Consider the following 23,264-nt stretch of genomic DNA (forward strand, 5'->3'; position numbering starts at 1 on the left):
GGCGAGACTGGAGGCTCCATGCAGGGGGACGACGGAAAGGTCAGTCAATGAAGACACTCACGATCAGCCGGTGGACGCTGCCGGCAGCCGGAGTCGCCCTGGTCGCATCTGCAGCGATCGCCATCAGCATGGGGCCGGCGCAAGCCGCCGACACCATGACGGTCCACGTCAAGCAGGCCAGCGTCGCCGACCACGCCGGCGACTGCCCCGATGGCGTGACCGGCGCGCACTTCGTGATCAACCAGATCGCCTCCGGCCCGGCCTCCATCGACGTCGAGCTCGCCGACGGCAGCTCGCAGACGGTGCCGAAGTCGAAGCAGAGCGGCCCCGTCGCCCACTACGACGTGTGGTTCACCGGCACCCTCGTGAAGGACGCGACCGCGGTCGTCCCGAACACCTGGCGCGGCCAGTTCGTGCTGTCCAACTACTACTGCGGGCCCAGCACGTCGACGACGTCCAGCTCCAGCTCGTCCAGCTCTTCCAGCTCCAGCTCGTCGACACAGCCGACCAGCTGACCGGCTGACGCCGCGGCCCTGCCCCCTGCTGGCCGCACCCCCAGCGAAGGGCTCGACCCCGCACCCGTCCCGGGTGCCGGTCGGGCCCTTCGTGCATCCCCGGACCGGCCCTTCACCAGCGTGCGGTGATCTGCACAGAACCTCCACAGTTCCTCCCCCCGTCCCGACCACGGGTCGCCCTAGCGTCCGGGTCATGATCAGCGTGGCAGGACTCACCAAGCGGTACGGCCCGGTGACCGCCGTGGACGACCTCACCTTCGAGGTCGCCGCGGGCAAGGTCACCGGCTTCCTCGGGCCCAACGGGGCGGGCAAGTCGACGACGATGCGGATGGTGCTCGGCCTCGACCGGCCCACCGCCGGCACCGCGACCGTCAACGGCAAGCGGTATGCCGGCCTGTCCGCTCCGTTGCGCGAGGTCGGGGCGTTGCTCGACGCGGGTGCCATGCACCCGGGGCGCACCGGGCGGGCGCACCTTCGGATCGGGGCCCGCAGCAACGGCATACCCCTCTCGCGGGTGGACGCCGTCATCGAGCAAGCCGGCCTCGGGTCAGCGGCCCGGCGCCGGGTCAAGGGCTACTCGCTCGGGATGCGGCAACGGCTGGGCATCGCAACCGCACTGCTCGGCGACCCCGAGGTGCTGCTGTTCGACGAACCGGTGAACGGGCTCGACCTGGACGGCGTGCGCTGGATCCGCGCCCTGCTACGCGGGTTCGCCGACGAGGGACGGACCGTGCTGGTGTCGAGCCACCTGATGAGCGAGATGCAGCTGATCGCCGACCGGGTCGTCATCATCGGCGGCGGACGGCTCATCGCCGACTCCGACATCGGTGCCGTCCTGCACGGGCTCGGCGGGCAGCGCGTCCTGGTGCGCACCCCTGCGGCGGACGAACTCCACCGGGCGCTCGCCGAGCGAGCGTCCGTGTCGCGCACCGCCCAGGACGAGCTGGAGGTCACCGGCCTGGAGGCTGCCGAGGTGGGCGACCTCGCGCACGCCGCCGGCGTGCGGCTGCACCACCTCGCGGAGGTCGAGGAGTCGCTCGAGCAGGCCTACCTCTCCCTCACCGAGGACAGCGTGGACTACCACGGCGCAGTCCCTGGGCAGGTCCGGGAGCAAGTCACGGAGCCGGTCACGGAGCGGCTGGCGGACGGGCCGGTCCGATGAGCGGCACTGCGCTGGTCCGCAACGGCCGGGCCGAGTGGACGCGGATCTGGAGCGTGCGGTCGAGCTGGATCCTGGTGCTGACGACCGCAGCAGCGGTCCTCGGGATCGGCACCATCATCGGCCTCGACACGGCGGACGACCCGTCCGGGCTGACGCCTGGCTCCACCGCGTGGGAGGGCATCACGCCGACCGCGATGTTCGCCCTCTTCGGCGTGCTCGCCACCGCGGTCGTGACCGGCACCGCCGACCACGGCACCGGTGCGATCGTGCCGACCCTGCAGTGGACCCCGCGCCGGGGCGTCCTGCTCGCGTCCCGGGTCGGTGTGGTCGTCGGGACGGTGAGCGCGCTCGGGACGCTCCTGGTCGCCGGCGCCGCCCTCATCGTGCGGGTGCTCGTGCCGGCGGTCGACCTGCCACTCGGGGACGGCGTCTCGTTCCTCGGCGGGCTGCTCTTCGTCTACGCGACCGGCTCCGCGCTGGGCGTCGGGCTCGGGCTGCTGCTGCGCAACACGGCCGGGGCGCTCGTCACGGTGATCGGGCTCGTGCTGGTGCTGCCCCCGCTGGTCGCCAACCTCCCCTACGACTGGGCAGCCACGCTGTCGGCATCCCTCCCGGGGTCGTGCGCGCTCTTCCTGATCTTCGGCGAGGGCCCGAGCGACGACGTCACGGTCACCTCGGCCCGGATCACCCTGCTGCTCTGGGCCGCGGGAGCCCTGGCTGCGGGTGGGTGGCGGCTGGTCCGCCACGACGCCCAGCGCTAGCCGGGACCCGGGACCCCGGCCACCGACGCCGAGAGGGTGGCAGATCGACGCCTCGCGGGGAGTTGAGGTCGATCTGCCACCCTCTGGGCAAGCGGTGGCTGCGTGGGTCAGGCGACCTGGCTGGGCGCGGGGCCCTGGTAGGTCGCCGCGACGGGCGCCGAGTGCTCGGACGGCATGAGGATCCAGAGGATCGGGTAGATCAGGATCTGGCTGCCGGGAATCACCATGAGCAACAGCACGAACAGGATTCGTGCGGGCCAGGGGGCGATGCCGAAGCGTCGGCCGAGCCCGGAGGCGACCCCGCCGAGCACACGCTCGTCGCGCGGCCGGACCAGGCCCTGCTGGGCGAAGCTCGAGTGGATGTCGTTCATGGGTGACGCACGTCCTTTGGTAGGTGTCAGGGGCTTTCCCTGACACCTCAAGAGTGCGGGTATGCCGCCCTGCCGCCCATCGGGTGCGCCCCTGACCCGACCCCGATCGTGCCCGACCCGGCTCAGGGTCGGGCCCCGCTGATCCAGCAGGCACTTTGTCAGGACTTTGAGGGATCCGGCGGGTCCTGGTCCGTCGGATCGCTCAAACTCTCCGGCTCCCCGGGTAGGAATCGAACCTACGTCGCTTGTCCTGATTCAAAGTCAGGCGGGCCCTACCAGCAGACCAACCGGGGAACGGCCCCGACGCCGCACGGCGAGGGGACGCGCCAAGGGTAGCCAAGCACGCGGCATACCCCGGCATCCGTGGGCCGCCCCGACCGGGGAACCCGACCGCATGCGGCGCCGTTGCTCCCCATGACAACCTACGATTCCGTAGGTTACGGTTTCGTAAGTTGGCGACGAAGCCACCGGCGACCCCCGGAGGAAGGCCCCCTCGATGACGACCGCGACACCCTCGGCCACCACCGCCCCATCCGTCGAGCGCGAGACGAAAGGCAACGGCGAGCAGGTCGCGCTCGCGTTGTTCATCGGCGTCCCGTTCCTCGCCCTGCTCGCGGCGATCCCCGTGGCGTGGGGCTGGGGACTGGGCTGGCACGACATCGTCATCGCCGTCGTGATGTATGCGATCGCGGGGCACGGCATCACGGTCGGCTTCCACCGGCACTTCACGCACGGGTCGTTCAAGGCCAACCGCGGGCTCAAGATCGCGCTGGCCGTGGCAGGTTCGATGGCCATCCAGGGCCCGGTCGTGCGCTGGGTCGCCGACCACCGCCGGCACCACGCCTTCTCCGACCGCGAGGGCGACCCGCACAGCCCGTGGCGCTACGGCGAGACGATCCCCGCGCTCGCCAAGGGACTCTGGTGGGCCCACACCGGCTGGCTCTTCGACGTCGAGCAGACGCCACGCAGCAAGTACGCCCCCGACCTGATCGCCGACGAGGACCTGCAGAAGGTGGACCGGGCCTTCCCGCTCATCGTCGCCGGGTCGATGCTGCTGCCCGCTGTCGTCGGCGGCCTCTGGTCGATGAGCTGGCAGGGCGCACTGACGGCCTTCTTCTGGGCCTCCCTCGTGCGGGTGTCGCTGCTGCACCACGTGACCTGGTCCATCAACTCGATCTGCCACACCATCGGCGAGCGGCCGTTCAAGAGCCGTGACAGGTCCGGCAACGTGTGGTGGCTGGCGCTCCTCTCGATGGGCGAGTCGTGGCACAACCTGCACCACGCCGACCCCACGTGCGCCCGCCACGGCGTGGAGAAGGGTCAGATCGACTCGACGGCGCGCGTCATCTGGGCCTTCGAGAAGCTGGGCTGGGCGACCGACGTCCGCTGGCCGGTGGCCAAGCGGATCGACGCACGCAGGGTTGCCGCCTGACCGGTCTCCCGAGAGACGGGGTCCCTCGCGGGCGCTCGGCTCACTCAGGGCGCCGTCGCGAGCAGCCGCCGGAACGCGACGACCTCTGGCTGCTGCCAGTCGACGTGGTCGTTGCGCCATCCTTCGAGATCGCGAAATGCCTTGCTGTCATTGGCCATCGCATGGCCGATGACCGCTTGGTCGGGGATGTCGAAGCGGCGTTGTAGGTGCTCCACCAGCGATGCACCGGCCAGCGCCTGGGCGCGCCGGGCCAGCACCTGCTGGGCGGCCCACCGGGGGTCGTGGCCGTGCGACGCCTGCACGAACTCGATCCCGATCGCGACGTGGTTGAGTCCCACGGTGTGCCGGCACCGCAGCGTCGGCGGCACCAGCTCGTGGATCGTGCCGTCCTGGTCGACGACGTAGTGCGCGCAGGTGCCAGGCGCCTCACCGCGGTTGGGCAGGTCGGCGGCGAACAGCGACCGCACCGAGGCGTACGTGTCGCTCTCGGTGTAGTGCAGGACGATCATCGAGGGCTGCAACCGCGCCGTGCGGACACCGTAGTGACGCAAGGAGTACGCCGCCGTCTCGGCCTTCCGCGCAGCCTCGAACGCCAGGTGGTCGCTGACGATGCGCGGCGCAGCGGGGACATCGAGAGGAGCCGAGGGCGGGGTGCTCGGGGTCGCGGCGCTCGTCACCGACGGGGGAGGCTTCGGCGGGGACTCCGCGCGCCCCACGAGCCCTCCACCCAGCGCGACGCCGACCCCGGCCAGGGTCAGCACGACGGCAGCCGCACCGACCAACCGCCGCGCGCCACCGGCATACCCGCCCTCTCCCCTCACGACCACCACGCTACGCACGAGGCATGATGGAGCGCGTGACCGACGCCCGCGAGAAGTCCACCGGCCCGAGCTCCCGCTCCCGCATGACGGGGAAGCAGCGGCGTGAGCAGCTCATCGAGGTGGGCCGGAAGCTGTTCGCGGACAAGGGTTTCGAGGGCACCACGGTCGAGGAGATCGCTGCGAAGGCGAGCGTCTCCAAGCCGGTCGTCTACGAGCACTTCGGTGGCAAGGAAGGGCTCTACGCCGTCGTCGTCGACCGCGAGATCGCCGCCCTCCTCGGCGGCATCACCGGCGCCCTCAGCGCCGACCTGAACAGCCGCGAGACCCTCGAGCGCGCGGCGGGGGCACTGCTCGACTACATCGAGAGCAACACCGACGGCTTCCGGATCCTGGTGCGCGACAGCCCCGCCGGCCAGTCCACCGGGTCGTTCGCCAGCCTCATCTCCGACGTGGCCAGCCAGGTCGAGCACATCCTCGCGGCCGAGTACAAGCGGCGCCGCCTCGACCCGAAGACGGCTCCGCTCTATGCCCAGATGCTCGTCGGGATGGTGGCCCTCACCGGCCAGTGGTGGCTCGACTCGCGCAAGATGAAGAAGGCCGACGTCGCGGCCCACCTGGTCAACCTCGCCTGGAACGGCCTGGCCGGGCTCGAGAAGAAGCCGACCCTGATCAGCGCCGACTAGCCCCACTCAGGTTTCGACGCAGAACTCGTTGCCCTCGGGGTCGGCCATCACGACGAGGTCGGTCCCGTCGCGGAGCACGGTGGCACCCAGTGCGGAGAGCCGCTCGACCTCCTCGGCGACCGTCCCCATCGCCCGCAGGTCGAAGTGCTGCCGGTTCTTGGCGGTCTTGCCCTCCGGGACGCGCTGGAACCACAGGGTGGGGCCGCCCCAACCGGCCGGCTCCACGAAGGCGCGGTCGTCGGTGCTGTCCTCGTCGACATCGGATCCGAGCGCCGCCGCCCAGAAACCCGCGACCAGCATGGGGCTCGCGCAGTCGAAGGTCACTGATTTCACGAAGGAGGTCATGCTCCGACGGTAGGACGCGCGTCAACGGATTTGCGGGACGGCTCAGACCTGTTGGAGCTCCACGCGATTGCCGACCGGGTCGTTCGTGTGGAACCGGCGCACCCCTGGGAGGTTCGTGTCCCAGCTCAATACGTGCCCGGCGGCCTCCAGGGTGGCGGCCATGGCGTCGACGTCCGTCACCGCGAACGCCGGATGGGCCTTGCGGGCCGGGACGAAGTCTTCCTCGACGCCGCAGTGCAGTTCGTGCGCCCCCGCCCTGAACCACACCCCGCCGCGCGCCGCGAGAACCGGTGGTTTGGGGATCTCGGGCAGGCCCAGCAGCTCTCCGTAGAACGCGCGCAGCAGGTCCTCGCTGCCCTCTGGGCAGGCGATCTGCACGTGGTGGAGCCCCACCAGGCTCATGACGCAGCATCCGTGCGGTGGGCGACGAGGAAGATGCGACGGAACGGGAAGATGACGCCGATCGGCGTCCTCGGGTATGCCGCGCGGAGCCTTGCGTCGTAGTCCGCCAGGAAGGCGCCGCGCTGTGACTCGTCGGTGAGGGTCTCGAGCACCGGTCGCAGGCCGGTGCCGCGCACCCACTCGAGGACCGGGTTCGCCTGTCGCGCTTCGGGATCGAGGACGTGCTGGTAGGTCGTCTCCCACCCGTCGACGTCGAGTCCGGCACCGCCGAGCAGCTCGACGTAGGCCGACGGCCGGTCGACCGCGAGCCGGTCGAGAGCGGGCCGGAGGCGTTCGGACTCGGGATGACCCGCGGCCACCTCGCGCATGAGGGCATGGGAGGGCGCGTCGAGGTTGCCCGGCACCTGCATCGCGAGCCACCCACCGGGCGCGAGGGCGGCCGCCCACGCTGTCAGCAGGTCGCGGTGTCCCGGCACCCACTGCAAGGTCGCATTCGTGACGATGACGTCGGGAGCCTCGCCCAGGGATGCCGGATCCCATTGCGCCACATCGGACTCCACCCACTCGACCCGACCCGCCGCATCGAGCGACCTGGCCGAGTCGAGCATCTGCGGGCTGTGGTCGACACCCACGATGCGCGCGTCCGGCCAGCGCTCGGCCAGCGACAGGGTGAGCGGGCCGTTGCCGCAGCCGAGGTCGACGACGATGCTCGGGGCAACCGCCCCGACCCTGGCCAGGAGGTCGCCGAAGGGTCGCGACCGGTGGTCGGAGAACTTCGCGTACTGCTGCGGGTCCCACGTGGTGCTCATGGCGGCGCCTCTCAGGTCGATGGTGACGACTCGTCACTTATCTTGATATCAAGATACTTGACGAAGGGTAGAGTTGTCACCATGTCGAGTCCCCCGCCCGACGACGTCGACCGCATCGTCGACGCGTGGCACCGCGAGCGTCCTGACCTCGACGTCGCTCCCCTCCAGGTGCTCTCCCGGGTCTCCCGGCTCGCCCGCCGGCTCGACCTCGACCGCGCGCAGGCGTTCGCTCGCCACCAGCTCGAGGGGTGGGAGTTCGACGTGCTGTCCGCGCTGCGGCGAGCCGGGGCACCATACGAGCTCTCTCCCGGCCAGCTGATCCGCCAGACCCTCGTCACCAGCGGCACCATGACCAACCGGGTCGACCGCCTGGAGCGTCGCGGGCTGGTCGGGCGCAGTCCCGACCCCTCCGATCGTCGGGGGGTGATCGTGCGACTGACCCCGGCGGGGCAGCGCGCCGTCGACGACGCCATGGCCGACCTGCTGGACCGCGAGCGCGACCTGCTCGCCGAGCTGTCGACCGACGACCGCGACGAGCTCGCGGCGATGCTCCGTCGCCTGCTCTCACCCTTCGAGGCCTGAGCAGCCCGCCTGGCTCCCCAACCGACGCTATCTCATGCAAAAGGCGAGTTAGCGCCGCCCCAGACGTCGCTAACTCGCCTTTTGCATGAGATAGCGACGGGGGCGGGGGGCGCTGGTGGGTCTGCGCTCAGCCGACGATCTCGGCGGCCTCCAGCCACTCCAGCTCCAGGCCCTCGCGCTCGTCGACGATCTCGCGCAGCTGGCCGTTGAGGGTCAGCACCTTCGCGTGGTCGGTGGCCGACGCGGCCATCTCGGCGTGGATCCGCTCCTCACGCTGGGCCAGTCGGGCCAGCTGCTTCTCGACCCGCGCCATGTCCTTGCGCGCCTCGCGCAGCTCCGCCGGTGTGCGGAGCGGCGCACCCGCGGCCCCGTCGGTGCCAGCTGCGGCGACTGCAGGTTTCGCTCCGAATGGGTGGGAGACCTGCGGCCGGGCGGCGGGCTGGGCGTGCCGCAGCTCGAGGTACTGCTCCACGCCGCCGGGGAGCTCGCGGACCTTGCCGTCACCCATCAGCGCGACCTGCTTGTCGCAGGCCCGCTCGAGCAGGTAGCGGTCGTGCGACACCACGAGCAGCGTGCCGGCCCAGCCGTCGAGCACGTCCTCGAGCGAGGTCAGCGTCTCGATGTCGAGGTCGTTGGTGGGTTCGTCGAGGAGCAGCACGTTGGGCTCGTCCATCAGCAGCCGGGTCAGCTGCAGCCGCCGCCGCTCGCCACCGGACAGGTCGGACACCCGCGTCTGCTGGCGACCACCCGTGAAGCCGAGCCGTTGCGCGAGCTGCGAGGCACTGATCTCCTTCTTGCCCAGGCGGATGTACTTGCGCACGTCCTCGATCGCCTCGATGACCCGCCAGTCGGCGTAGCGCTCCAGCTCGCGCACCTCCTGCGTGAGGTAGGCGAGCCGCACCGTCACCCCCTGCTTGCGCTTGCCCGAGGACAGGGCGATCGTCCCCGCGATGGCGCGCAGCAGGGTCGACTTGCCGGCGCCGTTGACGCCGACGATGCCGACCCGCTCGCCGGGAGCGAGGTGCCAGGTGATCCGGTCGAGCAGGACGCGGTCTCCGAGCGTCACCGAGGCATCCAGCAGGTCGACCACGTCCTTGCCCAGCCGGGTCGTGGCGAAGCGCATCAGCTCGACGTCGTCGCGCGGGGGCGGCTCGTCGGCGATGAGGGTGTTGGCCGCGTCGATGCGGAACTTCGGCTTGGAGGTGCGCGCCGGCGGGCCGCGGCGCAGCCAGGCCAGCTCCTTGCGGAGCAGGTTGTCACGGCGTTCGGCGGTGACCGCCGCCATCCGCTCACGCTCGGCCTTCGCGAGCACGTATGCCGCGTAGCCTCCCTCGAACGCGTTGACCGAGCCGTCGACGACCTCCCACGTGGCGGTCGCGATGGCGTCGAGGAACCAGCGGTCGTGGGTGATCGCGACGACGGCGTTGTCGGGGCGGGCGCGGTGCCGCACGAGGTGCTCGGCCAGCCAGGCCACCCCCTCGACGTCGAGGTGGTTGGTCGGCTCGTCGAGGAACAGCACCGTCGGGTCCTGCACCAGCAGCCTGGCCAGAGCGAGGCGCCGTCGCTCGCCACCGGACAACGGACCGACGAGCGCGTCGAACCCACCCACGGCCTCGGCCCCGATCCCGCCGAGCAGCCCGGTCAGGACGTCGCGGATGCGCGGGTCGCCGGCCCAGACGTGTTCGGGGAGGTCGCCGAGCACCTCCTCGCGGACCGTGTGGGCGGGGTCGAGGACGTCTTCCTGGGCGAGCACACCCACGCTGGAGACGCCCGCGCGGGTGACCCGGCCGCTGTCGACGGACCGCTGCCCGGCGAGCACCCGGAGCAAGGTGGTCTTGCCGCCACCATTGCGGCCGACCACCCCGATCCGGTCGCCGCCGAGCACGCCGAGCGAGACCTCGTCGAGCACCTGAGCGGTGCCGAGGGCCAGCGAGGCGCGCTCGACACTGATGAGGTTGGCCATCAGCCCGGCCGTGGGGAGCTGATGACGTGGGCACCGTGCGCGGGCCCGGTGGCCCGGCGCACGTCCTGCACGGCACCCGATGCCGTCAGCGACACGGCGAGGTCGAGGGCCGCCTCGTTGGACTCCGCGACGAACGCCACGGTGGGGCCTGATCCCGACACGACTCCACCGAGGGCACCGAACTCGAGCCCGGCGTCCAGCACGTCGCCCAGGGCCGGCATCAGCGAGATGGCCGCGGCCTGGAGATCGTTCGACAGGGCGGCCCCGAGGGCCCGCGCGTCGCCGGACCGCAGCGCAGTCATCATCTCCGGGCTCGGCGACGGCTCGGGGACGGGACGGTCGCCCCGCAGCCGGTCGCACTCGGCATACACGGCGGGGGTGGACAGCCCGCCCTCGCTGAGGGCGAACACCCAGTGGTAGCTGCCGCGCGCGAGCACCGGCGCCAGCACCTCGCCGCGCCCCGAGCCCATCGCGGTCCCGCCACCGAGGAGAAAGGGGACGTCGCTGCCGAGGCCCGCGGCGAGCTCCTCGAGCTCCGAGCGGCTGAGTCCGGTGCCCCAGAGGTGGTCGCACGCGACGAGGGTGGCAGCCGCGTCGGCCGAGCCCCCGGCCATACCACCGGCGACGGGGATGTCCTTGCGGATCGTGATGTGCACCGGCTCGTCGACCCCACCGACCTCGGCGAGCCGCTGGGCCGCCCGCGCCGCGAGGTTCGTGCCGTCCACCGGCACCCCCAGCGCCTGCGGGCCCGACACGGCGATCCCCCACTCGGGCGCAGTCGTGACGGTGACCTCGTCGAAGAGGTTGACGGCGTGGAAGACCGTGGCGAGCGGGTGGTAGCCGTCGGGCCGCGGTGCACCGACGAGCAGCTCGAGGTTGACCTTCGCCGGGACGCGCACCGTCACCGACGACGGCGGCAGGGCTGCGGAGGTCATGGCCGCCACCCTAACGGGGTGTGGGGCAGCGCGCGGATCGGCCGGCGTGGACCCGAGCGGCTCGTTCCCGTGCAGGCCGGACCGGGACATCTGCACAGAACCTTCACACCATCTCCGCCTCCCCTGCCGGGCCGCTCTCCTACGCTCGTTGACGTGACCACCAAGCCCCGTGTCCTCGTGGTCGAGGACGAACCCACCATCGCCGAGGCGATCGCCGCGCGCCTCGCCGCCGAGGGTTTCGACGTCGAGCAGGTGCACGACGGACTGGTGGCCCTCGAGCGTGCCACGGCCTGGGACCCGCAGCTGGTGGTGCTCGACGTGATGCTCCCCGGCCTGGACGGCCACGAGGTGTGCCGGCGGCTCCAGGCCGAGCGCCCGGTGCCGGTGCTCATGCTCACCGCCCGCGACGACGAGACCGACATGCTCGTGGGGCTCGGCATCGGCGCGGACGACTACATGACCAAGCCGTTCTCGATGCGCGAGCTGGTCGCGCGGATCCGCGCGCTGCTGCGACGCGTCGAGCGCGCGGCGGCGGCCGGAGCCACCCCCGCGGCATCGCCGACGGTCGACGTGAACGGGCTGCGGATCGACGGTGCCCAGCGGCGCGTCTGGGCGCGCGACGACGAGGTGCACCTGACCCCCACCGAGTTCGACCTGCTGGCCTGCCTCGCGGCCAGGCCGGGGACGGTGCTGACCCGCGAGGCCCTGCTCGCCGAGGTGTGGGGCTGGGCCGACGCGTCCGGCACCCGCACCGTCGACAGCCACGTGAAGTCGTTGCGCCGCAAGCTCGGTGCCGACCTCCTGCGCACCGTGCACGGGGTGGGCTACGCGCTGGAGGTGGGCCCGTGAAGTACGACGTGCGCCCGCTCGACGCCGTCCGTTCGATCAAGGTCAAGCTCGGACTGCTCGTCGCCGTGACGGTCACCGTCGCGTCGGTGCTGGCGGTCGTCGTGACCCGGGCCGGGGTAACGCCGTGGGCCACCGTCGTGGTCGCCGTCGTGGTGGCGCTCGGGGTGACCCAGCTGCTCGCCCGGGGCATGACCTCACCCTTGCGCGAGATGACGCAGGCCGCCCAGCGGATGGCGACCGGCGACTACTCACAGCGGGTGCACGCCTCCTCGCGCGACGAGGTCGGTGAGCTGGCACGGGCCTTCAACCGGATGGCGGCCACCCTCGAGCTGGTGGACCGTCAGCGGCGCGACCTCGTCGCGAACGTCTCGCACGAGCTGCGGACGCCGATCTCGGCCCTGCAGGCCGTCCTCGAGAACCTCGTCGACGGGGTCTCACAGCCCGGCCCCGAGGAGCTGCGGCTCGCCCTCGCCCAGACCGAGCGGCTCGGCCGGCTCGTGAGCGACCTGCTCGACCTGTCGAGGGTCGAGGAGGGGGTGACGCCGTTGCGGGTCAAGGACGTCCGGCTCTCCGAGTTCCTCACCGAGGCGGTCGCGCAGGCGCGGGTCGACGGCCTGCGGTATGCCGTGACGGTCCAGCCCGAGGGCCTCACCGTGCCGGCCGACCCCGACCGGCTGCACCAGCTGCTGGCCAACCTCGTCGACAACGCGTCGCGGCACAGCCCGCAGGGCGGCCTCGTCCAGGTCACCGCCGAGGTGGTCGGTGACGACGTGCTGGTCGCAGTGGCCGACGAGGGCCCCGGCATCGCCGCCTCGGACCGCAAGGCGGTCTTCGAGCGCTTCACCACCAGTGCCGCACAACACAGCGGCACCGGCCTGGGCCTGGCCATCTCGCGCTGGGTCGCCCAGCTGCACGGCGGCAGCATCGCGGTCGCCGACAGCGCCGAGGGCGCCCGCATCCACGTCCTGCTGCCGACGGACGCCGATCGTCCGACCACCACCAAGGAGCCCGTCATGAGCACCCTCACCCCGCCCGCCCCGCTGCCCGAGAGTCCGCCCGCGCCGCCCCGCGACTCACTGGCGTCCTGGTGGCCCGACGCCCCGCGGCGGCGCCCTGCGATCGTCGCCGCGGCGCTCGTCACCGGAGCCGCGGCCGCCATCATCCTCCCGGACCGCAGCGAGGGGCTCGGCACGACGCTGGTCTTCGCCGCCGTGGCCGCAACGGTCTTCGCCGCCCGCACGGTGCGGGGTGGGACCGCCCGCTGGTCGTGGCGCGACGGGGTCGACGCCGCGGTGGTGGCACTGCTCCTCGCCACCCTCGTCCTGCGCGACGCCGAGTGGATCACCATCCTCTGCCTGCTCGCCGCCCTCGCCCTGGTCGCGGTCAACTCGACCCGCGCCCGCAGCATCCTCGGCCTGCTCGCCACGGCTGCGGCCGTGCCGCTGGCAGGCCTGCGTGGTCTGCCGTGGCTGGGCCGAACGCTGAAGCCCCGCACCAGCATCGCCGCGTGGATCCCGGCCGCTCGCACGGCCCTGGTCTCGCTGGTGCTGCTGCTCGTCTTCGGGGCCCTCTTCGCCTCCGCAGACGCGTTGTTCGCGTCCTGGGTCGACAGCATCACTCCCGACATCACCTGGAACGACCTCCCGGCCCGGGTGGTCCTGGCCCTGTTCATCGCGGCTGGGACGCTCGCCGCGGCATACGTCAGCATGACCCCGCCGACCGTCGACCGGCTGCAGCTGCCCCTGCGACCCAGCCGCCGGCCGTTCGAGTGGCTGGCTCCGGTGATGGTCGTGAACGCGGTGTTCCTGCTCTTCCTCGTCGCCCAGGCCACGGCCATGTTCGGAGGCCACGGCTACCTGCAGCGCACGACCGGGCTCACGTACGCCGACTACGTCCACGAAGGCTTCGGCCAGCTGACCGTCGCGACCATCCTCACCCTGACCGTGGTCGGGTGGGCCGCCCGCAAGGCCAGCCCCGGTCGGCAGCGCGACCTCGCCCTCGGGGCGCTCTGCCTGATGACCATCGTCGTCGTGGTCTCGGCGCTCTACCGGATGCACCTCTACGAAGAGGCCTACGGGTTCACCCGGCTGCGGCTGCTGGTCTCGGTGTTCGAGGGCTGGCTCGGGGTGGTCGTGCTGCTGGTCATGGCCGCCGGGATCGTCAAGGCGCGGGGCTGGCTGGTGCCGATGGCGGTGCGGCTCGGTGCGGTCGGCCTCCTCGGGCTCGCGGTGTTCAACCCCGACCTCTACATCGCCGAGCAGAACATCGCGCGGGTCGACTCCAGCGTCGGGACCGACTACTCCTACCTCGCCACCCTGTCCGCCGACGCCTACCCGGCGATCTGGAAGCTGCCGCAGGACCAGTTCGAGTGCGTCACCGGCACCGGCGAGTTGTCGCGCCTCACCGGCGACGACTGGCTGGAGTGGAACCTCGGCCGGTCCCGGGCCCGCGACCTGGTGGCCGAGCGCCCGCTCGACGCGAGCCGGACCGACTCCTCGACCGCGATCGGCTCCTCTACCTGCCGCCGCGCCGGCTGACTCCCCTCCCAGCACAAGAAACCGGGTGAAGGACAGGTTGCTACCTGTCCCTCACCCGGTTTCCTTTGCTAGCAAAGGTTCGTGGAGGGAGGTGGGGGGAGGGTGTCGCGGGCGGCGGCGATCGCGGCGAACTCGTCGATGCCCAGCTGCTCACCCCGGGTGCGGTGGTCGATCCCCGCGGCGCGTAGGCACTCCTCGGCCCGCGGCGCCGACCCGGCCCATCCGGCCAGCGCCGCGCGCAGGGTCTTGCGACGCTGGGCGAACGCCGCGTCGATGCAGGTGAAGACGTCCCGTCGGGTGGCCGTGGTCGACGGCTCGGCCCGGCGCTCCAGGAGGACCAACCCCGACTCGACGTTGGGCACCGGCCAGAACACGCTGCGGGGCACGGTCCCCGCGAGGCGCACCGCGGCATACCAGGCGGCTTTGACGCTCGGCACCCCGTAGGCCTTCGACCCCGGCTTCGCCGCGAGCCGCTCGGCGACCTCGAGCTGCACCATCACCAGCACCCGCTCGAGGGTGGGGAACGCCTCGAGGAAGTTCAGCACGACCGGCACCGAGACGTTGTAGGGCAGGTTGGCGACCAGGGCGGTGGGCTGGGGGTCGGGCAGCTCGCGCACCTGCATCGCGTCGGCGGGCACGAGCGTCAACCGGTCCGCGTATGCCGGTGCGAGCCGGCCGACCGTCCCCGGCAGGGCTTGCGCGAGGGTCGGGTCCACCTCCACCGCGGTGACGTGCCCCGCCTCGGGGAGCAGGGCGAGGGTGAGCGAACCCAGCCCCGGGCCGACCTCGACCACGGAGTCGTCGGCGGTGACCCCGGCGAGGCGCACGATCCGCTTGACCGTGTTGGCGTCGACGACGAAGTTCTGGCCCCACTGCTTGGTCGGGCGCAGTCCGAGGTCGGCCGCGATCTGCCGGATCTGCGCGGCTCCGAGGAACCCGCTCTGCTCGACCATGGCGCCGACTCTAGGGGCGCACAGACGAATCGAGGTATTCGGCTACCGGGATGCGGTGGCCGAATACCTCGATTCGGGTGGAGCGGTGGGGGTCAGGCGGCGTGCGCGCAACCCCACGGGCCGAGACCGGCCTTCGCGTAGTAGCGGTTCGCGACGGTGATCTGCTCGGCGCGCGACGCGAGGTCGGCGCGCGGGGCGAAGTCGTCGCCACCGTTGGCCAGCCACGACGAGGTCGCGAACTGCAGGCCGCCGTAGTAGCCGTTGCCGGTGTTGATCGACCAGTTGCCACCGGACTCGCACTGCGCGATGCGGTCCCACATGGCGGCGTTGGACAGGTTGATGCCGGCGCCGGAGACGTTGCCCGCGTCGCGGACCGGTCGGGCCTTGGTGCCGACGGCCACGATCGCGCCGACCGGCTTCTGGGTCACCTTGGCCGAGACGATCTTCTTGCTCTCGACCTTGCCGTCGACCTTGGTCACCTTGTAGGTGACGAGCTTGGCGCCGTCGGAGCCGGCCTTCAGGGTCTTGGTCTGGCCCTTGTAGAGGCTGGAGTCGGTCTTGCGGGTGACGGGGGCCGCGATGGCCTTCGTCTCCTTGACCTGCTTCGTGCTCACTCGCTGCACAGCGATCTTGAGGCCGGGGGTCAGCGCGGTGGTGACGCCGGGCTTCACGCGGTCGTCGGAGTCCTTGGCGATCTTCAGCTCGGACAGCACGTCGGCGACCGTCAGAGCGGTCGTCGTGGTGGTGCGGTTCTTGCCGTCGGCGCGGACCACGACCTGCTTGGGCGTGGAGACCGAGAAGACCAGGCCCTGGCGGCCGAGCGACATCGAGCGGGAGGTCGACAGCCGGGCGGAGTCGGCGCGGATGCCGAGCTCCTGGAGGGCGGCCGAGACGGTGGTGGCGGTGGTCCAGTAGTCGCGGGTGCGTCCGTCGATCGTCACGGTCAGCTTGCGGCCGTAGCGGACCACGATCTTCTGGCCGTCGGCGACCGGCGTGCCGGGTGCCGGGACGACGACGTCGTGCTCGCCGATCGAGATGTCCTTCTTCTCGAGGACGTCACCGACGGTGCTGCCGAAGGCGTGGACCGTGGAGGCTTTGCCGTCGACGGAGAGGGTGACGGACTTGTCGAAGTGGGAGACGCCGACGGCGCCAGCGACGAGGCTGGTGACGACGGCGGCTTGGGCGACGCGTCGAACGGGACGGGTGATCACAGTGCTCCAGAGTTCGTGCTCCCCGGGCATCGGAAGGGCGTCGCGTCCTCCCCCGGCCGGTGCCGGGGCAAAGAATGAGGGGCCGCTCTGAACCGCCGTCCTGGCGGGTGGAACGACCCCCTGGTCGCGTCGCCCGGGGGGTCCGACCCCGGCCAACAGTCATCCACCATGAACGGCTTTTCGGCAAAGGTCAAATTTTGGTAACGGAAGATTCGGCATTTGGCCAAGCCACACCGCTGTGATTCGCGGCGCCGTCCTGCCTCACCGGACCAGCCCGTCCGAGCCCTCACCAGGGGCCGTAGACCGCCTCCGCGTTGTCGCTGACGGCTTGGCAGAGGGTCGGCACGGCGACCCCGAGCACCCCCGCCATGGCCCGCACGGTGAGCGGCACCAGGTAGGGCGCGTTCGTCGCCCCGCGCCACGGCGCCGGCGTGAGGTAGGGGGCATCGGTCTCGACCATGACGCGGTCGAGCGGGGTGACCGACAGCGCATCGCGCAGGCCCCGGGCGTTCTTGAACGTCACCGTGCCGGCGAACGACAGGTAGTAGCCGCGTTCGGCGCAGGTGCGGGCCATCGACACGTCACCCGAGAAGCAGTGCATGACGGTGCGCTCCGGCGCCCCCTCCTCGTCGAGGATGCGCAGCACGTCGTCATGGGAGTCGCGGTCGTGGATCTGGAGCGCCTTGCCGGTGCGCTTCGCGAGGTCGATGTGCCACCGGAACGAGTCCTGTTGCGTCCCAACGCCTTCCGGGCCAGTGCGGAAGTAGTCGAGTCCGGTCTCGCCGACGACGCGCACTCTGGGGTGCGCGGCCAGCGCCTCGATCTCGGCATATGCCGCGTCGAGGGCCCCTGCGCGGGCGAGCCTCGGCGCCTCGTTCGGGTGCAGCGCCACGCCGCCGAGCATGGCGGGGTGCCGGTCGACCATTTCCACGGTGAACCGGGCACCGGGGAGGTCACAGCCGATCTGCACCAGCCGGTCGACGCCCACCGCCGTCGCGGCGGCGATGGCGGCGGCGACGTCGGGAGCCTCCTCGCCGTCGCGCGCGATGTCGAGGTGGGTGTGGTTGTCGACGACCGGGATGGGCAGCGGGTCGGGAGCCTCGGGCACCCGGTGGTGGCCGCCCTGCCCCGGCTCAGCCGTCGCCATCACCAGTGGCGTCGCCGTCCGTCGCTGCCTCGCCGCGCAGCCGCGCCAGCTCCTCGTCGACCACGGCCTCGTCGAGCTTGGTGAAGATCGGTGTGGGCTTGACCACAGTCGCCCCGACCGTGACCGGCACCGACTCCCAGCGAGGGGTCTGCGTGTACTCGCCGGTGATCACCGGGTAGGTGCGGTCGGCGTCTGCGGGGTCGAGCCCCGACACGTGCTCCAGCACCGGCATCGGCATGAAGTCACCCGCACCGCCCAGGGCGGCGTGGACGGCGTTCGAGGAGTGCGGCAGGAACGGCGCGAGCACCCGGTTGAGGTCGGCCACGCACTGGGTCAGCGTGTGCAGCACGGTGGCCAGCCGCTCGCGCTGGTCGTCACCCTTGAGCTTGAACGGCTCGGTGTCGGTGACGTACTTGTTCACCTCGCCGACGGTGCGCATCGCCTCCGCCACCGCGGCCTTGACCCGCTGCCGGGCCAGGAGGTCGCCCACCACGTCGAACGCCGCCAGCACCTTGGCGCGGACCGCCTCGTCGACCGGCTCGAGCGAGCCCGGCTGCGGCACCTCGCCGAAGTTCTTCGCGACCATCGAGGCGGTGCGGTTGACCAGGTTGCCCCAGCCAGCGACGAGCTCGGAGTTGTTGCGCTGGACGAACTCGGCCCAGGTGAAGTTCGCGTCCTGGTTCTCGGGGCCGGCTGCGCAGATGTAGTAGCGGATCGCGTCGGGACCGTAGCGCTCCAGGACGTCACGGATGTGGATGACGTATCCGCGCGAGGTCGAGAACTGCTTGCCCTCCATGGTGAGGTACTCGCTCGACACGACCTCGGTCGGCAGGTTCAGCACCCCGAACGCACCGGGCTCTCCCCCACGACTGCCGCGACCGGCATACCCGAGGAGCTCGGCCGGCCAGATCTGGGAGTGGAAGGTGATGTTGTCCTTGCCCATGAAGTAGTAGGACAGCGCCTCCGGGTCGTTCCACCAGTCGCGCCAGCGGTCGGGCTCGCCGAGGCGGCGGGCCCACTCGACCGACGCGGACAGGTAGCCGATCACCGCGTCGAACCAGACGTAGAGCCGCTTGGCCGGCTGGTCGCGCCAGCCGTCGAGCGGCACGGGGATGCCCCAGTCGATGTCGCGGGTCATCGCCCGCGGGCGGATGTCGTCGAGGATGTTGAGGCTGAACTTGATGACGTTCGGGCGCCAGGTGCCGCTCTCCTCGCGACCGACCAGCCACTCGCGCAGGGCGTCGGCGAGCGCGGGCAGGTCGAGGAAGAAGTGCTGCGTCTCGATGAACTCGGGCACCTCGCCGTTGATCTTCGACCGCGGGTTGATCAGGTCGGTCGGCTCGAGCTGGTTGCCGCAGTTGTCACACTGGTCGCCGCGCGCCTCGGGGTAGGAGCAGATCGGGCAGGTGCCCTCGATGTAGCGGTCGGGCAGGGTGCGGCCGGTCGACGGGGAGATCGCGCCACGGGTGGTCTGCTCGACCATGTAGCCGTTCTGCCAGACCTGGGTGAAGAGCTCCTGGGCGACCGCGTAGTGGTTGGCCGTCGTGGTGCGCGTGTAGAGGTCGTAGGAGCAACCCAGGTCGGCGAGCTCGGCCGCGATGATCGCGTGGTTGGTGTCGACCAGCTGCTGCGGGGTCACGCCCTCCTGGTCGGCGAGGACCAGGATCGGGGTGCCGTGCTCGTCGGAGCCGCTGACCATGAGCACCTCGTGACCGGCCATCCGCATGTAGCGGCTGAAGACGTCGGAGGGCACGGCGAACCCGGCCACGTGGCCGAGGTGCCGTGGGCCGTTGGCATACGGCCAGGCGACAGCAGAGAGGACCTTTGACACACCTGAATCCTAGGGGTGGGTGCCAAGCAGGTTTCCGGCGCTCCGGTGTGCCGGGTGCCCGGCGTGCTTTCGGTCGCGGTGGCGGCCCCTTTCGGTGGCGGTGGCGGCCGCGGCCGGGTCAGCTCGCGGACTCGGCAGCGGCGAGCTCGGACTTCCAGTCGCGGAAGCCCTCCTCGGTCCGACCCTGGCGCCAGTAGCCGGAGATCGACACCTGGTCGCGGGACAGTCCGCGGTCCTTGAAGAAGTACGGGCGCAGGCCGTGCATCACCGACTGCCCTTCGCCGTGCACGAAGACGTGCACGCGACCCGGCAGCCAGTCGACCGACCGGACCGCCTCGACCAGGTCCCCGCCCCCGGCGCGGTGCACGAAGGCCAGCTCCGCTCCGTCGGGCACGGTCAGAGCCGGCTCGTGGTCGGCGTCGTCGACGAGGACGACCACGCGGGCGGTGCAGGCTGCTGGCAGTGCGTCGAGGGCGGCCGTGATGGCCGGGACCGCGGACTCGTCACCGGCGAGCAGGTGCCAGTCGGCGTCCGGGTCAGGGCGGTAGCCACCACCAGGACCGTTGGCCAGCAAGGTGTCCCCGGGCTTCGCGGCGGCCGCCCACGGCCCGGCCACGCCCTCGTCGCCGTGGACGACGAAGTCGATCGCGAGCGTCCCGGCGGCGACGTCCGGGAAGAGCGCCGTGTAGGTGCGCACCACCGGCAGGTGCTCGGGCGGCATCGTGCCGCGCAGCGCCCGCATGTCCAGCGGCTCGGGGTAGACGACACCCGGCTTGGGAAAGACGAGCTTCACGTAGCGGTCGGTCTGGTCGCTCTCGGCGAAGGCGGACAGGTCGTCGGTGTGGAACCACAGCCGGCGCAGCCGCGGGGTCAGCTGCTCCGTGCGGGTGACGGTGAGGTGGGTGGTCACGGCTCTCCTCAGGTTCGGGACGCTCGGGTCAACTCTGCGCCACCCCTGCGCGCGACGCCCCACCGGCCCCTCCTCGGCCGACGTGCCGACCTGGGGCCGGTCAGTCGCGCTGACCCATGCCGGCGTCGCGGGCCCGGATGATGACCTCGGCCCGGTCGGTCGCCTGGAGCTTGGAGAGGATCGCGGACACGTTGTTGCGCACCGTCTTCGGCGCGAGGAAGAGCTCCGCGGCGATCTGGCCGTTCGAGCGCCCGGCAGCGATGAGGTCGAGCACCTCCCGCTCCCGCTCGGTCAGCATCGGGAACTCGGTGGCCTGCCGTGTCTGCGACGGCGACAGCAGCTCACCGATCCGGGCCGCCAGCGACGCCCCGAAGACCACGCCTCCCGCCGCGACCGCCGTGATCGCGCGGACCACCTCGTCCTGCGCCGCCCCCTTCACGAGGTAGCCACGGGCACCCGCCCGCATCGCCGACAACAGCGTGCTGTCGTCCTCCCCCATGGTGAAGACCAGCACCCCCACGCTCGGCTGCTCGGCCAGCACCCGCCGGGTGGCCTCGATCCCGTTGACGTGCGGCATCTGGATGTCCATGACGATGACGTCAGGACGGTGCTCGGACGCGAGCGCGACCGCCTCGGCACCGTCCGCTGCGCGGGCGACGACCTCGATGTCGGGGTGCGGCTCGAGCAGGGTCGCCAGACCGTCGCGGAAGATCGGGTGGTCGTCCGCGATCAGCACCCGCACGGGTTGCGCCGTCATGCGCCCTTCATTCGTCATGCGTTCTCCCACCATCATTCGCGTCCTCCCACAGGCAACCAGGCCCGCACCGTGGTGCCACCCTCGGGCGGGCACACCACTTCATACCGGCCGCCGAGCTCCTCGGCCCGCTCGCGCAACGAGCGCAGCCCCACCCCGGCGACCACGTCGGCTGCGATGCCGCGTCCGTCGTCGCGCACCTCGACCGCCAGGTCGGCACGACCGCTCGCCAACGTCACCGTGCAGTGGGCGGCGTCCGCGTGGCGGGCGACGTTGGCCAGCGCCTCCGACACGATCCGGTATGCCGCCACCTCCACGGCCGCGGGCAGGCTCGCCAGGTCGTCGGCCTGCACCGTGACGGCGAGGCCCGCGGCGCGGGTGCGGTCGGCCTGTTGCTCCACCGCGGCGAGGAGGCCGAGGTCGTCGAGCGCCGGCGGGCGCAGGCCGTGGACGAGCCGGCGCACGTCGGCGAGCGCCTCGGTGATCTCGGCCCGCGACTGGACGACGAGCCGGTGCGCCGTCGCGGGGTCGGACTCCACCGCGTTGCCGGCCGCGTCGAGTCGCATCGCCACCCCACCCAGGACCGGGCCGAGCCCGTCGTGCAGGTCGCGGCGGATCCTGCGGCGGTCCTCCTCGCGGGCCAGCACCAGCTGCTCGCGGGACTCCTGCAGCTCGCGGGCGAGCAGGCTGCTGCGCGCGGCGATGGCGGCCTGCCGGACGACGTCGACGAGCAGGACGTGGTCGCGCCGCGAGAGCATGCCGCGGATCCCGCCGTCGGGGAGCTCGATCGACCCGATCCGCTCTCCGCGGTAGGAGATCGGGAAGGCGCGGGTCGCGGCCGGCTCGGCGCCGTGGGTGGCGGCCAGGCCCTGTCCACCGTGGCCGAGCACCTCGACCCGCACGAAGGGCACCCGGAACGCCTCGGCGACGGCCGCCGCGAGGGCCGGCAGCTGCTGCTCGAGGCCACCGGACTCCTCGAGCCGCTCGGCCAGCGCCGAGACCACCTCGTAGCGCTCACCCCTGCGGCCGAGCACGCGACGACGCACCTGGGCCGTGAGCCACGACCGCAGCGGCCCGTAGGCCGCGACGGCCAGCACGAGGACGAGCACGGTGACCTGCCGCTCCTGGAAGCGGTCGCCCAGGACGGCGGCCGCGCCGGCGACGACGGCCAGGTCGACCAGCACGAAGAGTGCCGCGATCCCGCCGTAGACCAGGGTGCCGCCGACGAGGGCGTCGATGTCACCGGTGTCGGGCCGCACCACCCCGATCACGACGGAGATGCTGGTCGCGACCAGCGCGAGGACCAGCGCCCCGAACCCCACCGGACCGTTGAGGTCGAGGAGCATCACCCCCCCGGCGAGCAGGCAGACGATGGCGGCCCAGAGCAACCACCGCAGCTGGGTGCGCTCGACCCCGGTCGACCGCGCGTGCCGGGCGAAGACGGTGGCTGCGGCCAGCGGCATCGCGAGCATGGTCAGCACCTGTCCCACGCGAATCGTCGCGACCGCCGCGGCGTTCGACCACGGGAGCGAGATCTGCGGGAGGAGGCGCACCACGTCATCCGACAGCCGGCCGTCGTAGATCGCGCTGTCCGGCGCGAGGACGAGGCTCAGGGGGAGCGCGAACGCCATGACCAGGGCGGCCACCGCCACCGTGCGCCAGCGGCCCTGCGGCAGGCGACCGGTCGGATACAGCACCAGCACGAGCGGAAGTGCCACCAACAGCAGGGACCCCGCCTCGGAGACCACCCAGTACGCGAGCCCGGTCAGCGGAAGCGTCGGCTGCGCGTGCAGGCCCAGCACGGCATACGACTCGCAGAACCCGTCGAGCGCCCAGAAGGCGCCGGTCACCGCGAGCACCACGCCCACGACATGACGGGGACGGAAGGCCAGGATCGCGGCACCGCAGCACCCGACGAGGGCGCCGATGGCGCCGCTCACCACCCCGCGCTCCGAGACGTACAAGGCGCGCTGGGCGTCGGTGGACCTCGCGTCGAGCACCAGGCAGCCGACGACGAGCGCGGCCAGGACCACCACGAGCAGGCCGGGGCCGACGAGGTGCGGCCGAGCCATCGGGCCGGTGCCGGGCCCTGCGCCCGGGCCTGCCTCGGCGCCCGAGGCTTCGGCACGCAGGGCTGGCACGGCGGTCACCCGGTCAGTGTGCCAACGGCGGTGTCCCGTCGTCAGGGGATTGCTGTCCCGACCCGACGGGACAACTCCGAGGACGCACAAGGGGACGCCGGCCCCTGCTGCCCGGGTCGCGGGGCGCCCGAGAGTTCTCGGCAACGGCAC

At 71.8% G+C, this 23,264-nt stretch carries 22 protein-coding genes and 1 tRNA gene; 8 read left to right on the top strand and 15 right to left on the bottom strand.

What is annotated here, in order from left to right:
• Positions 1–47: 47 nt before the first annotated feature.
• From BLQ34_RS11295 to BLQ34_RS11305, 3 genes are all read left to right on the top strand, one after another.
• Positions 48–515: a hypothetical protein gene (locus tag BLQ34_RS11295; protein ID WP_091785402.1), complete on the top strand. Its 468-nt coding sequence runs from the start codon at positions 48–50 to the stop codon at positions 513–515.
• A gap of 193 nt (positions 516–708) precedes the next feature.
• Positions 709–1,677, top strand: a complete 969-nt coding sequence (locus BLQ34_RS11300; RefSeq protein WP_091785404.1) for an ABC transporter ATP-binding protein — start codon at positions 709–711, stop codon at positions 1,675–1,677.
• Complete coding sequence (locus BLQ34_RS11305) at positions 1,674–2,438, top strand: hypothetical protein (protein ID WP_091785407.1); 765 nt, start codon at positions 1,674–1,676, stop codon at positions 2,436–2,438. Before BLQ34_RS11300 ends, BLQ34_RS11305 begins: the two co-directional genes overlap by 4 nt.
• Positions 2,439–2,545: 107 nt before the next feature.
• Here the strand turns inward: BLQ34_RS11305 and BLQ34_RS11310 are convergent, their stop codons facing one another.
• Both BLQ34_RS11310 and BLQ34_RS11315 read right to left on the bottom strand, forming a co-directional pair.
• Positions 2,546–2,809: a PspC domain-containing protein gene (locus BLQ34_RS11310; RefSeq protein ID WP_091785410.1), complete on the bottom strand. Its 264-nt coding sequence runs from the start codon at positions 2,807–2,809 to the stop codon at positions 2,546–2,548.
• Between the two features lie 215 nt (positions 2,810–3,024).
• A tRNA-Gln gene (locus tag BLQ34_RS11315) sits at positions 3,025–3,103 on the bottom strand.
• 202 nt (positions 3,104–3,305) lie between these two features.
• Here BLQ34_RS11315 and BLQ34_RS11320 point away from each other — a divergent pair.
• The gene (locus tag BLQ34_RS11320; protein WP_091785413.1) at positions 3,306–4,241 is read left to right on the top strand and encodes an acyl-CoA desaturase; all 936 of its coding nucleotides are present in this window, start codon (positions 3,306–3,308) and stop codon (positions 4,239–4,241) included.
• A 44-nt stretch (positions 4,242–4,285) separates the two neighbouring features.
• On the opposite strand, the gene BLQ34_RS11325 is transcribed toward BLQ34_RS11320, so the two are convergent.
• Positions 4,286–5,062 carry an N-acetylmuramoyl-L-alanine amidase gene (locus BLQ34_RS11325; protein WP_157693008.1) on the bottom strand — a complete coding sequence of 259 codons (777 nt, stop codon included), beginning with the start codon at positions 5,060–5,062 and terminating at the stop codon, positions 4,286–4,288.
• Positions 5,063–5,145: 83 nt separating this feature from the next.
• Here BLQ34_RS11325 and BLQ34_RS11330 point away from each other — a divergent pair, with 83 nt between their 5' ends.
• Positions 5,146–5,745 (top strand): TetR/AcrR family transcriptional regulator, encoded by a 600-nt coding sequence (locus BLQ34_RS11330; RefSeq protein WP_197674846.1) that lies wholly within the window; start codon positions 5,146–5,148, stop codon positions 5,743–5,745.
• A 6-nt stretch (positions 5,746–5,751) separates the two neighbouring features.
• Here BLQ34_RS11330 and BLQ34_RS11335 read toward each other — a convergent pair whose 3' ends face one another.
• From BLQ34_RS11335 to BLQ34_RS11345, 3 genes are read right to left on the bottom strand one after another with little or no spacing between them, the layout of a single operon-like run.
• Positions 5,752–6,090, bottom strand: a complete 339-nt coding sequence (locus BLQ34_RS11335) for a VOC family protein (protein WP_091785421.1) — start codon at positions 6,088–6,090, stop codon at positions 5,752–5,754.
• A 42-nt stretch (positions 6,091–6,132) separates the two neighbouring features.
• Entirely contained in the window at positions 6,133–6,492 is a 360-nt protein-coding gene (locus BLQ34_RS11340) for a VOC family protein (protein WP_091785424.1), read from the bottom strand.
• Positions 6,489–7,301: a methyltransferase domain-containing protein gene (locus BLQ34_RS11345; protein WP_091785427.1), complete on the bottom strand. Its 813-nt coding sequence runs from the start codon at positions 7,299–7,301 to the stop codon at positions 6,489–6,491. The genes BLQ34_RS11340 and BLQ34_RS11345 overlap by 4 nt, the downstream gene beginning before the upstream one ends.
• Positions 7,302–7,382: 81 nt before the next feature.
• On the opposite strand from BLQ34_RS11345, the gene BLQ34_RS11350 reads away from it, so the two are divergent.
• A complete protein-coding gene (locus BLQ34_RS11350) occupies positions 7,383–7,883 on the top strand; it encodes a MarR family winged helix-turn-helix transcriptional regulator (RefSeq protein ID WP_091785430.1) in 501 nt (166 codons plus the stop codon).
• Between the two features lie 127 nt (positions 7,884–8,010).
• Here BLQ34_RS11350 and BLQ34_RS11355 read toward each other — a convergent pair whose 3' ends face one another.
• Together BLQ34_RS11355 and BLQ34_RS11360 are read right to left on the bottom strand one after the other, a co-directional pair.
• Complete coding sequence (locus tag BLQ34_RS11355; RefSeq protein ID WP_157693009.1) at positions 8,011–9,846, bottom strand: ABC-F family ATP-binding cassette domain-containing protein; 1,836 nt, start codon at positions 9,844–9,846, stop codon at positions 8,011–8,013.
• Positions 9,846–10,781, bottom strand: a complete 936-nt coding sequence (locus tag BLQ34_RS11360) for a 4-(cytidine 5'-diphospho)-2-C-methyl-D-erythritol kinase (protein WP_091789862.1) — start codon at positions 10,779–10,781, stop codon at positions 9,846–9,848. The genes BLQ34_RS11355 and BLQ34_RS11360 overlap by 1 nt, the downstream gene beginning before the upstream one ends.
• 153 nt (positions 10,782–10,934) lie before the next feature.
• Here BLQ34_RS11360 and BLQ34_RS11365 point away from each other — a divergent pair, with 153 nt between their 5' ends.
• Both BLQ34_RS11365 and BLQ34_RS11370 read left to right on the top strand, forming a co-directional pair.
• The gene (locus BLQ34_RS11365) at positions 10,935–11,630 is read left to right on the top strand and encodes a response regulator transcription factor (protein ID WP_231961056.1); all 696 of its coding nucleotides are present in this window, start codon (positions 10,935–10,937) and stop codon (positions 11,628–11,630) included.
• Entirely contained in the window at positions 11,627–14,167 is a 2,541-nt protein-coding gene (locus tag BLQ34_RS11370; RefSeq protein WP_091785433.1) for a DUF4153 domain-containing protein, read from the top strand. Before BLQ34_RS11365 ends, BLQ34_RS11370 begins: the two co-directional genes overlap by 4 nt.
• A 68-nt stretch (positions 14,168–14,235) precedes the next feature.
• Here BLQ34_RS11370 and rsmA read toward each other — a convergent pair whose 3' ends face one another.
• The 7 genes from rsmA to BLQ34_RS11405 form a co-directional block, all read right to left on the bottom strand.
• Positions 14,236–15,120, bottom strand: coding sequence for a 16S rRNA (adenine(1518)-N(6)/adenine(1519)-N(6))-dimethyltransferase RsmA (gene rsmA / locus BLQ34_RS11375; protein WP_091785436.1), 885 nt, complete (start codon positions 15,118–15,120; stop codon positions 14,236–14,238).
• Between the two features lie 92 nt (positions 15,121–15,212).
• Positions 15,213–16,331, bottom strand: a complete 1,119-nt coding sequence (locus BLQ34_RS11380) for a resuscitation-promoting factor (RefSeq protein ID WP_269457288.1) — start codon at positions 16,329–16,331, stop codon at positions 15,213–15,215.
• A 286-nt stretch (positions 16,332–16,617) separates the two neighbouring features.
• A complete protein-coding gene (locus tag BLQ34_RS11385) occupies positions 16,618–17,478 on the bottom strand; it encodes a TatD family hydrolase (protein WP_091785442.1) in 861 nt (286 codons plus the stop codon).
• Entirely contained in the window at positions 17,465–19,309 is a 1,845-nt protein-coding gene (gene metG, locus BLQ34_RS11390; RefSeq protein WP_091785444.1) for a methionine--tRNA ligase, read from the bottom strand. The genes BLQ34_RS11385 and metG overlap by 14 nt, the downstream gene beginning before the upstream one ends.
• 118 nt (positions 19,310–19,427) lie before the next feature.
• Entirely contained in the window at positions 19,428–20,219 is a 792-nt protein-coding gene (locus tag BLQ34_RS11395; protein ID WP_231961058.1) for a siderophore-interacting protein, read from the bottom strand.
• Positions 20,220–20,319: 100 nt separating this feature from the next.
• Positions 20,320–20,976, bottom strand: a complete 657-nt coding sequence (locus BLQ34_RS11400; protein WP_091785447.1) for a response regulator — start codon at positions 20,974–20,976, stop codon at positions 20,320–20,322.
• A gap of 32 nt (positions 20,977–21,008) precedes the next feature.
• Positions 21,009–23,123, bottom strand: coding sequence for a sensor histidine kinase (locus tag BLQ34_RS11405; protein ID WP_197674690.1), 2,115 nt, complete (start codon positions 23,121–23,123; stop codon positions 21,009–21,011).
• Positions 23,124–23,264: the final 141 nt, after the last annotated feature.

Source organism: Pedococcus dokdonensis (genome assembly GCF_900104525.1).
GTDB classification, from domain to species: Bacteria; Actinomycetota; Actinomycetes; order Actinomycetales; family Dermatophilaceae; genus Pedococcus; species Pedococcus dokdonensis.

Bases quoted from the DNA above. Each gene is read 5' to 3' on its own strand.
- BLQ34_RS11295 (WP_091785402.1), top strand. From the start codon at position 48: ATGAAGACACTCACGATCAGCCGGTGGACGCTGCCGGCAGCCGGAGTC.
- BLQ34_RS11300 (WP_091785404.1), top strand. From the start codon at position 709: ATGATCAGCGTGGCAGGACTCACCAAGCGGTACGGCCCGGTGACCGCC.
- BLQ34_RS11305 (WP_091785407.1), top strand. From the start codon at position 1,674: ATGAGCGGCACTGCGCTGGTCCGCAACGGCCGGGCCGAGTGGACGCGG.
- BLQ34_RS11310 (WP_091785410.1), bottom strand. From the start codon at position 2,809: ATGAACGACATCCACTCGAGCTTCGCCCAGCAGGGCCTGGTCCGGCCG.
- BLQ34_RS11320 (WP_091785413.1), top strand. From the start codon at position 3,306: ATGACGACCGCGACACCCTCGGCCACCACCGCCCCATCCGTCGAGCGC.
- BLQ34_RS11330 (WP_197674846.1), top strand. From the start codon at position 5,146: ATGACGGGGAAGCAGCGGCGTGAGCAGCTCATCGAGGTGGGCCGGAAG.
- BLQ34_RS11335 (WP_091785421.1), bottom strand. From the start codon at position 6,090: ATGACCTCCTTCGTGAAATCAGTGACCTTCGACTGCGCGAGCCCCATG.
- BLQ34_RS11340 (WP_091785424.1), bottom strand. From the start codon at position 6,492: ATGAGCCTGGTGGGGCTCCACCACGTGCAGATCGCCTGCCCAGAGGGC.
- BLQ34_RS11345 (WP_091785427.1), bottom strand. From the start codon at position 7,301: ATGAGCACCACGTGGGACCCGCAGCAGTACGCGAAGTTCTCCGACCAC.
- BLQ34_RS11350 (WP_091785430.1), top strand. From the start codon at position 7,383: ATGTCGAGTCCCCCGCCCGACGACGTCGACCGCATCGTCGACGCGTGG.
- BLQ34_RS11355 (WP_157693009.1), bottom strand. From the start codon at position 9,846: ATGGCCAACCTCATCAGTGTCGAGCGCGCCTCGCTGGCCCTCGGCACC.
- BLQ34_RS11360 (WP_091789862.1), bottom strand. From the start codon at position 10,781: ATGACCTCCGCAGCCCTGCCGCCGTCGTCGGTGACGGTGCGCGTCCCG.
- rsmA (WP_091785436.1), bottom strand. From the start codon at position 15,120: ATGGTCGAGCAGAGCGGGTTCCTCGGAGCCGCGCAGATCCGGCAGATC.
- BLQ34_RS11385 (WP_091785442.1), bottom strand. From the start codon at position 17,478: ATGGCGACGGCTGAGCCGGGGCAGGGCGGCCACCACCGGGTGCCCGAG.
- BLQ34_RS11400 (WP_091785447.1), bottom strand. From the start codon at position 20,976: ATGACGGCGCAACCCGTGCGGGTGCTGATCGCGGACGACCACCCGATC.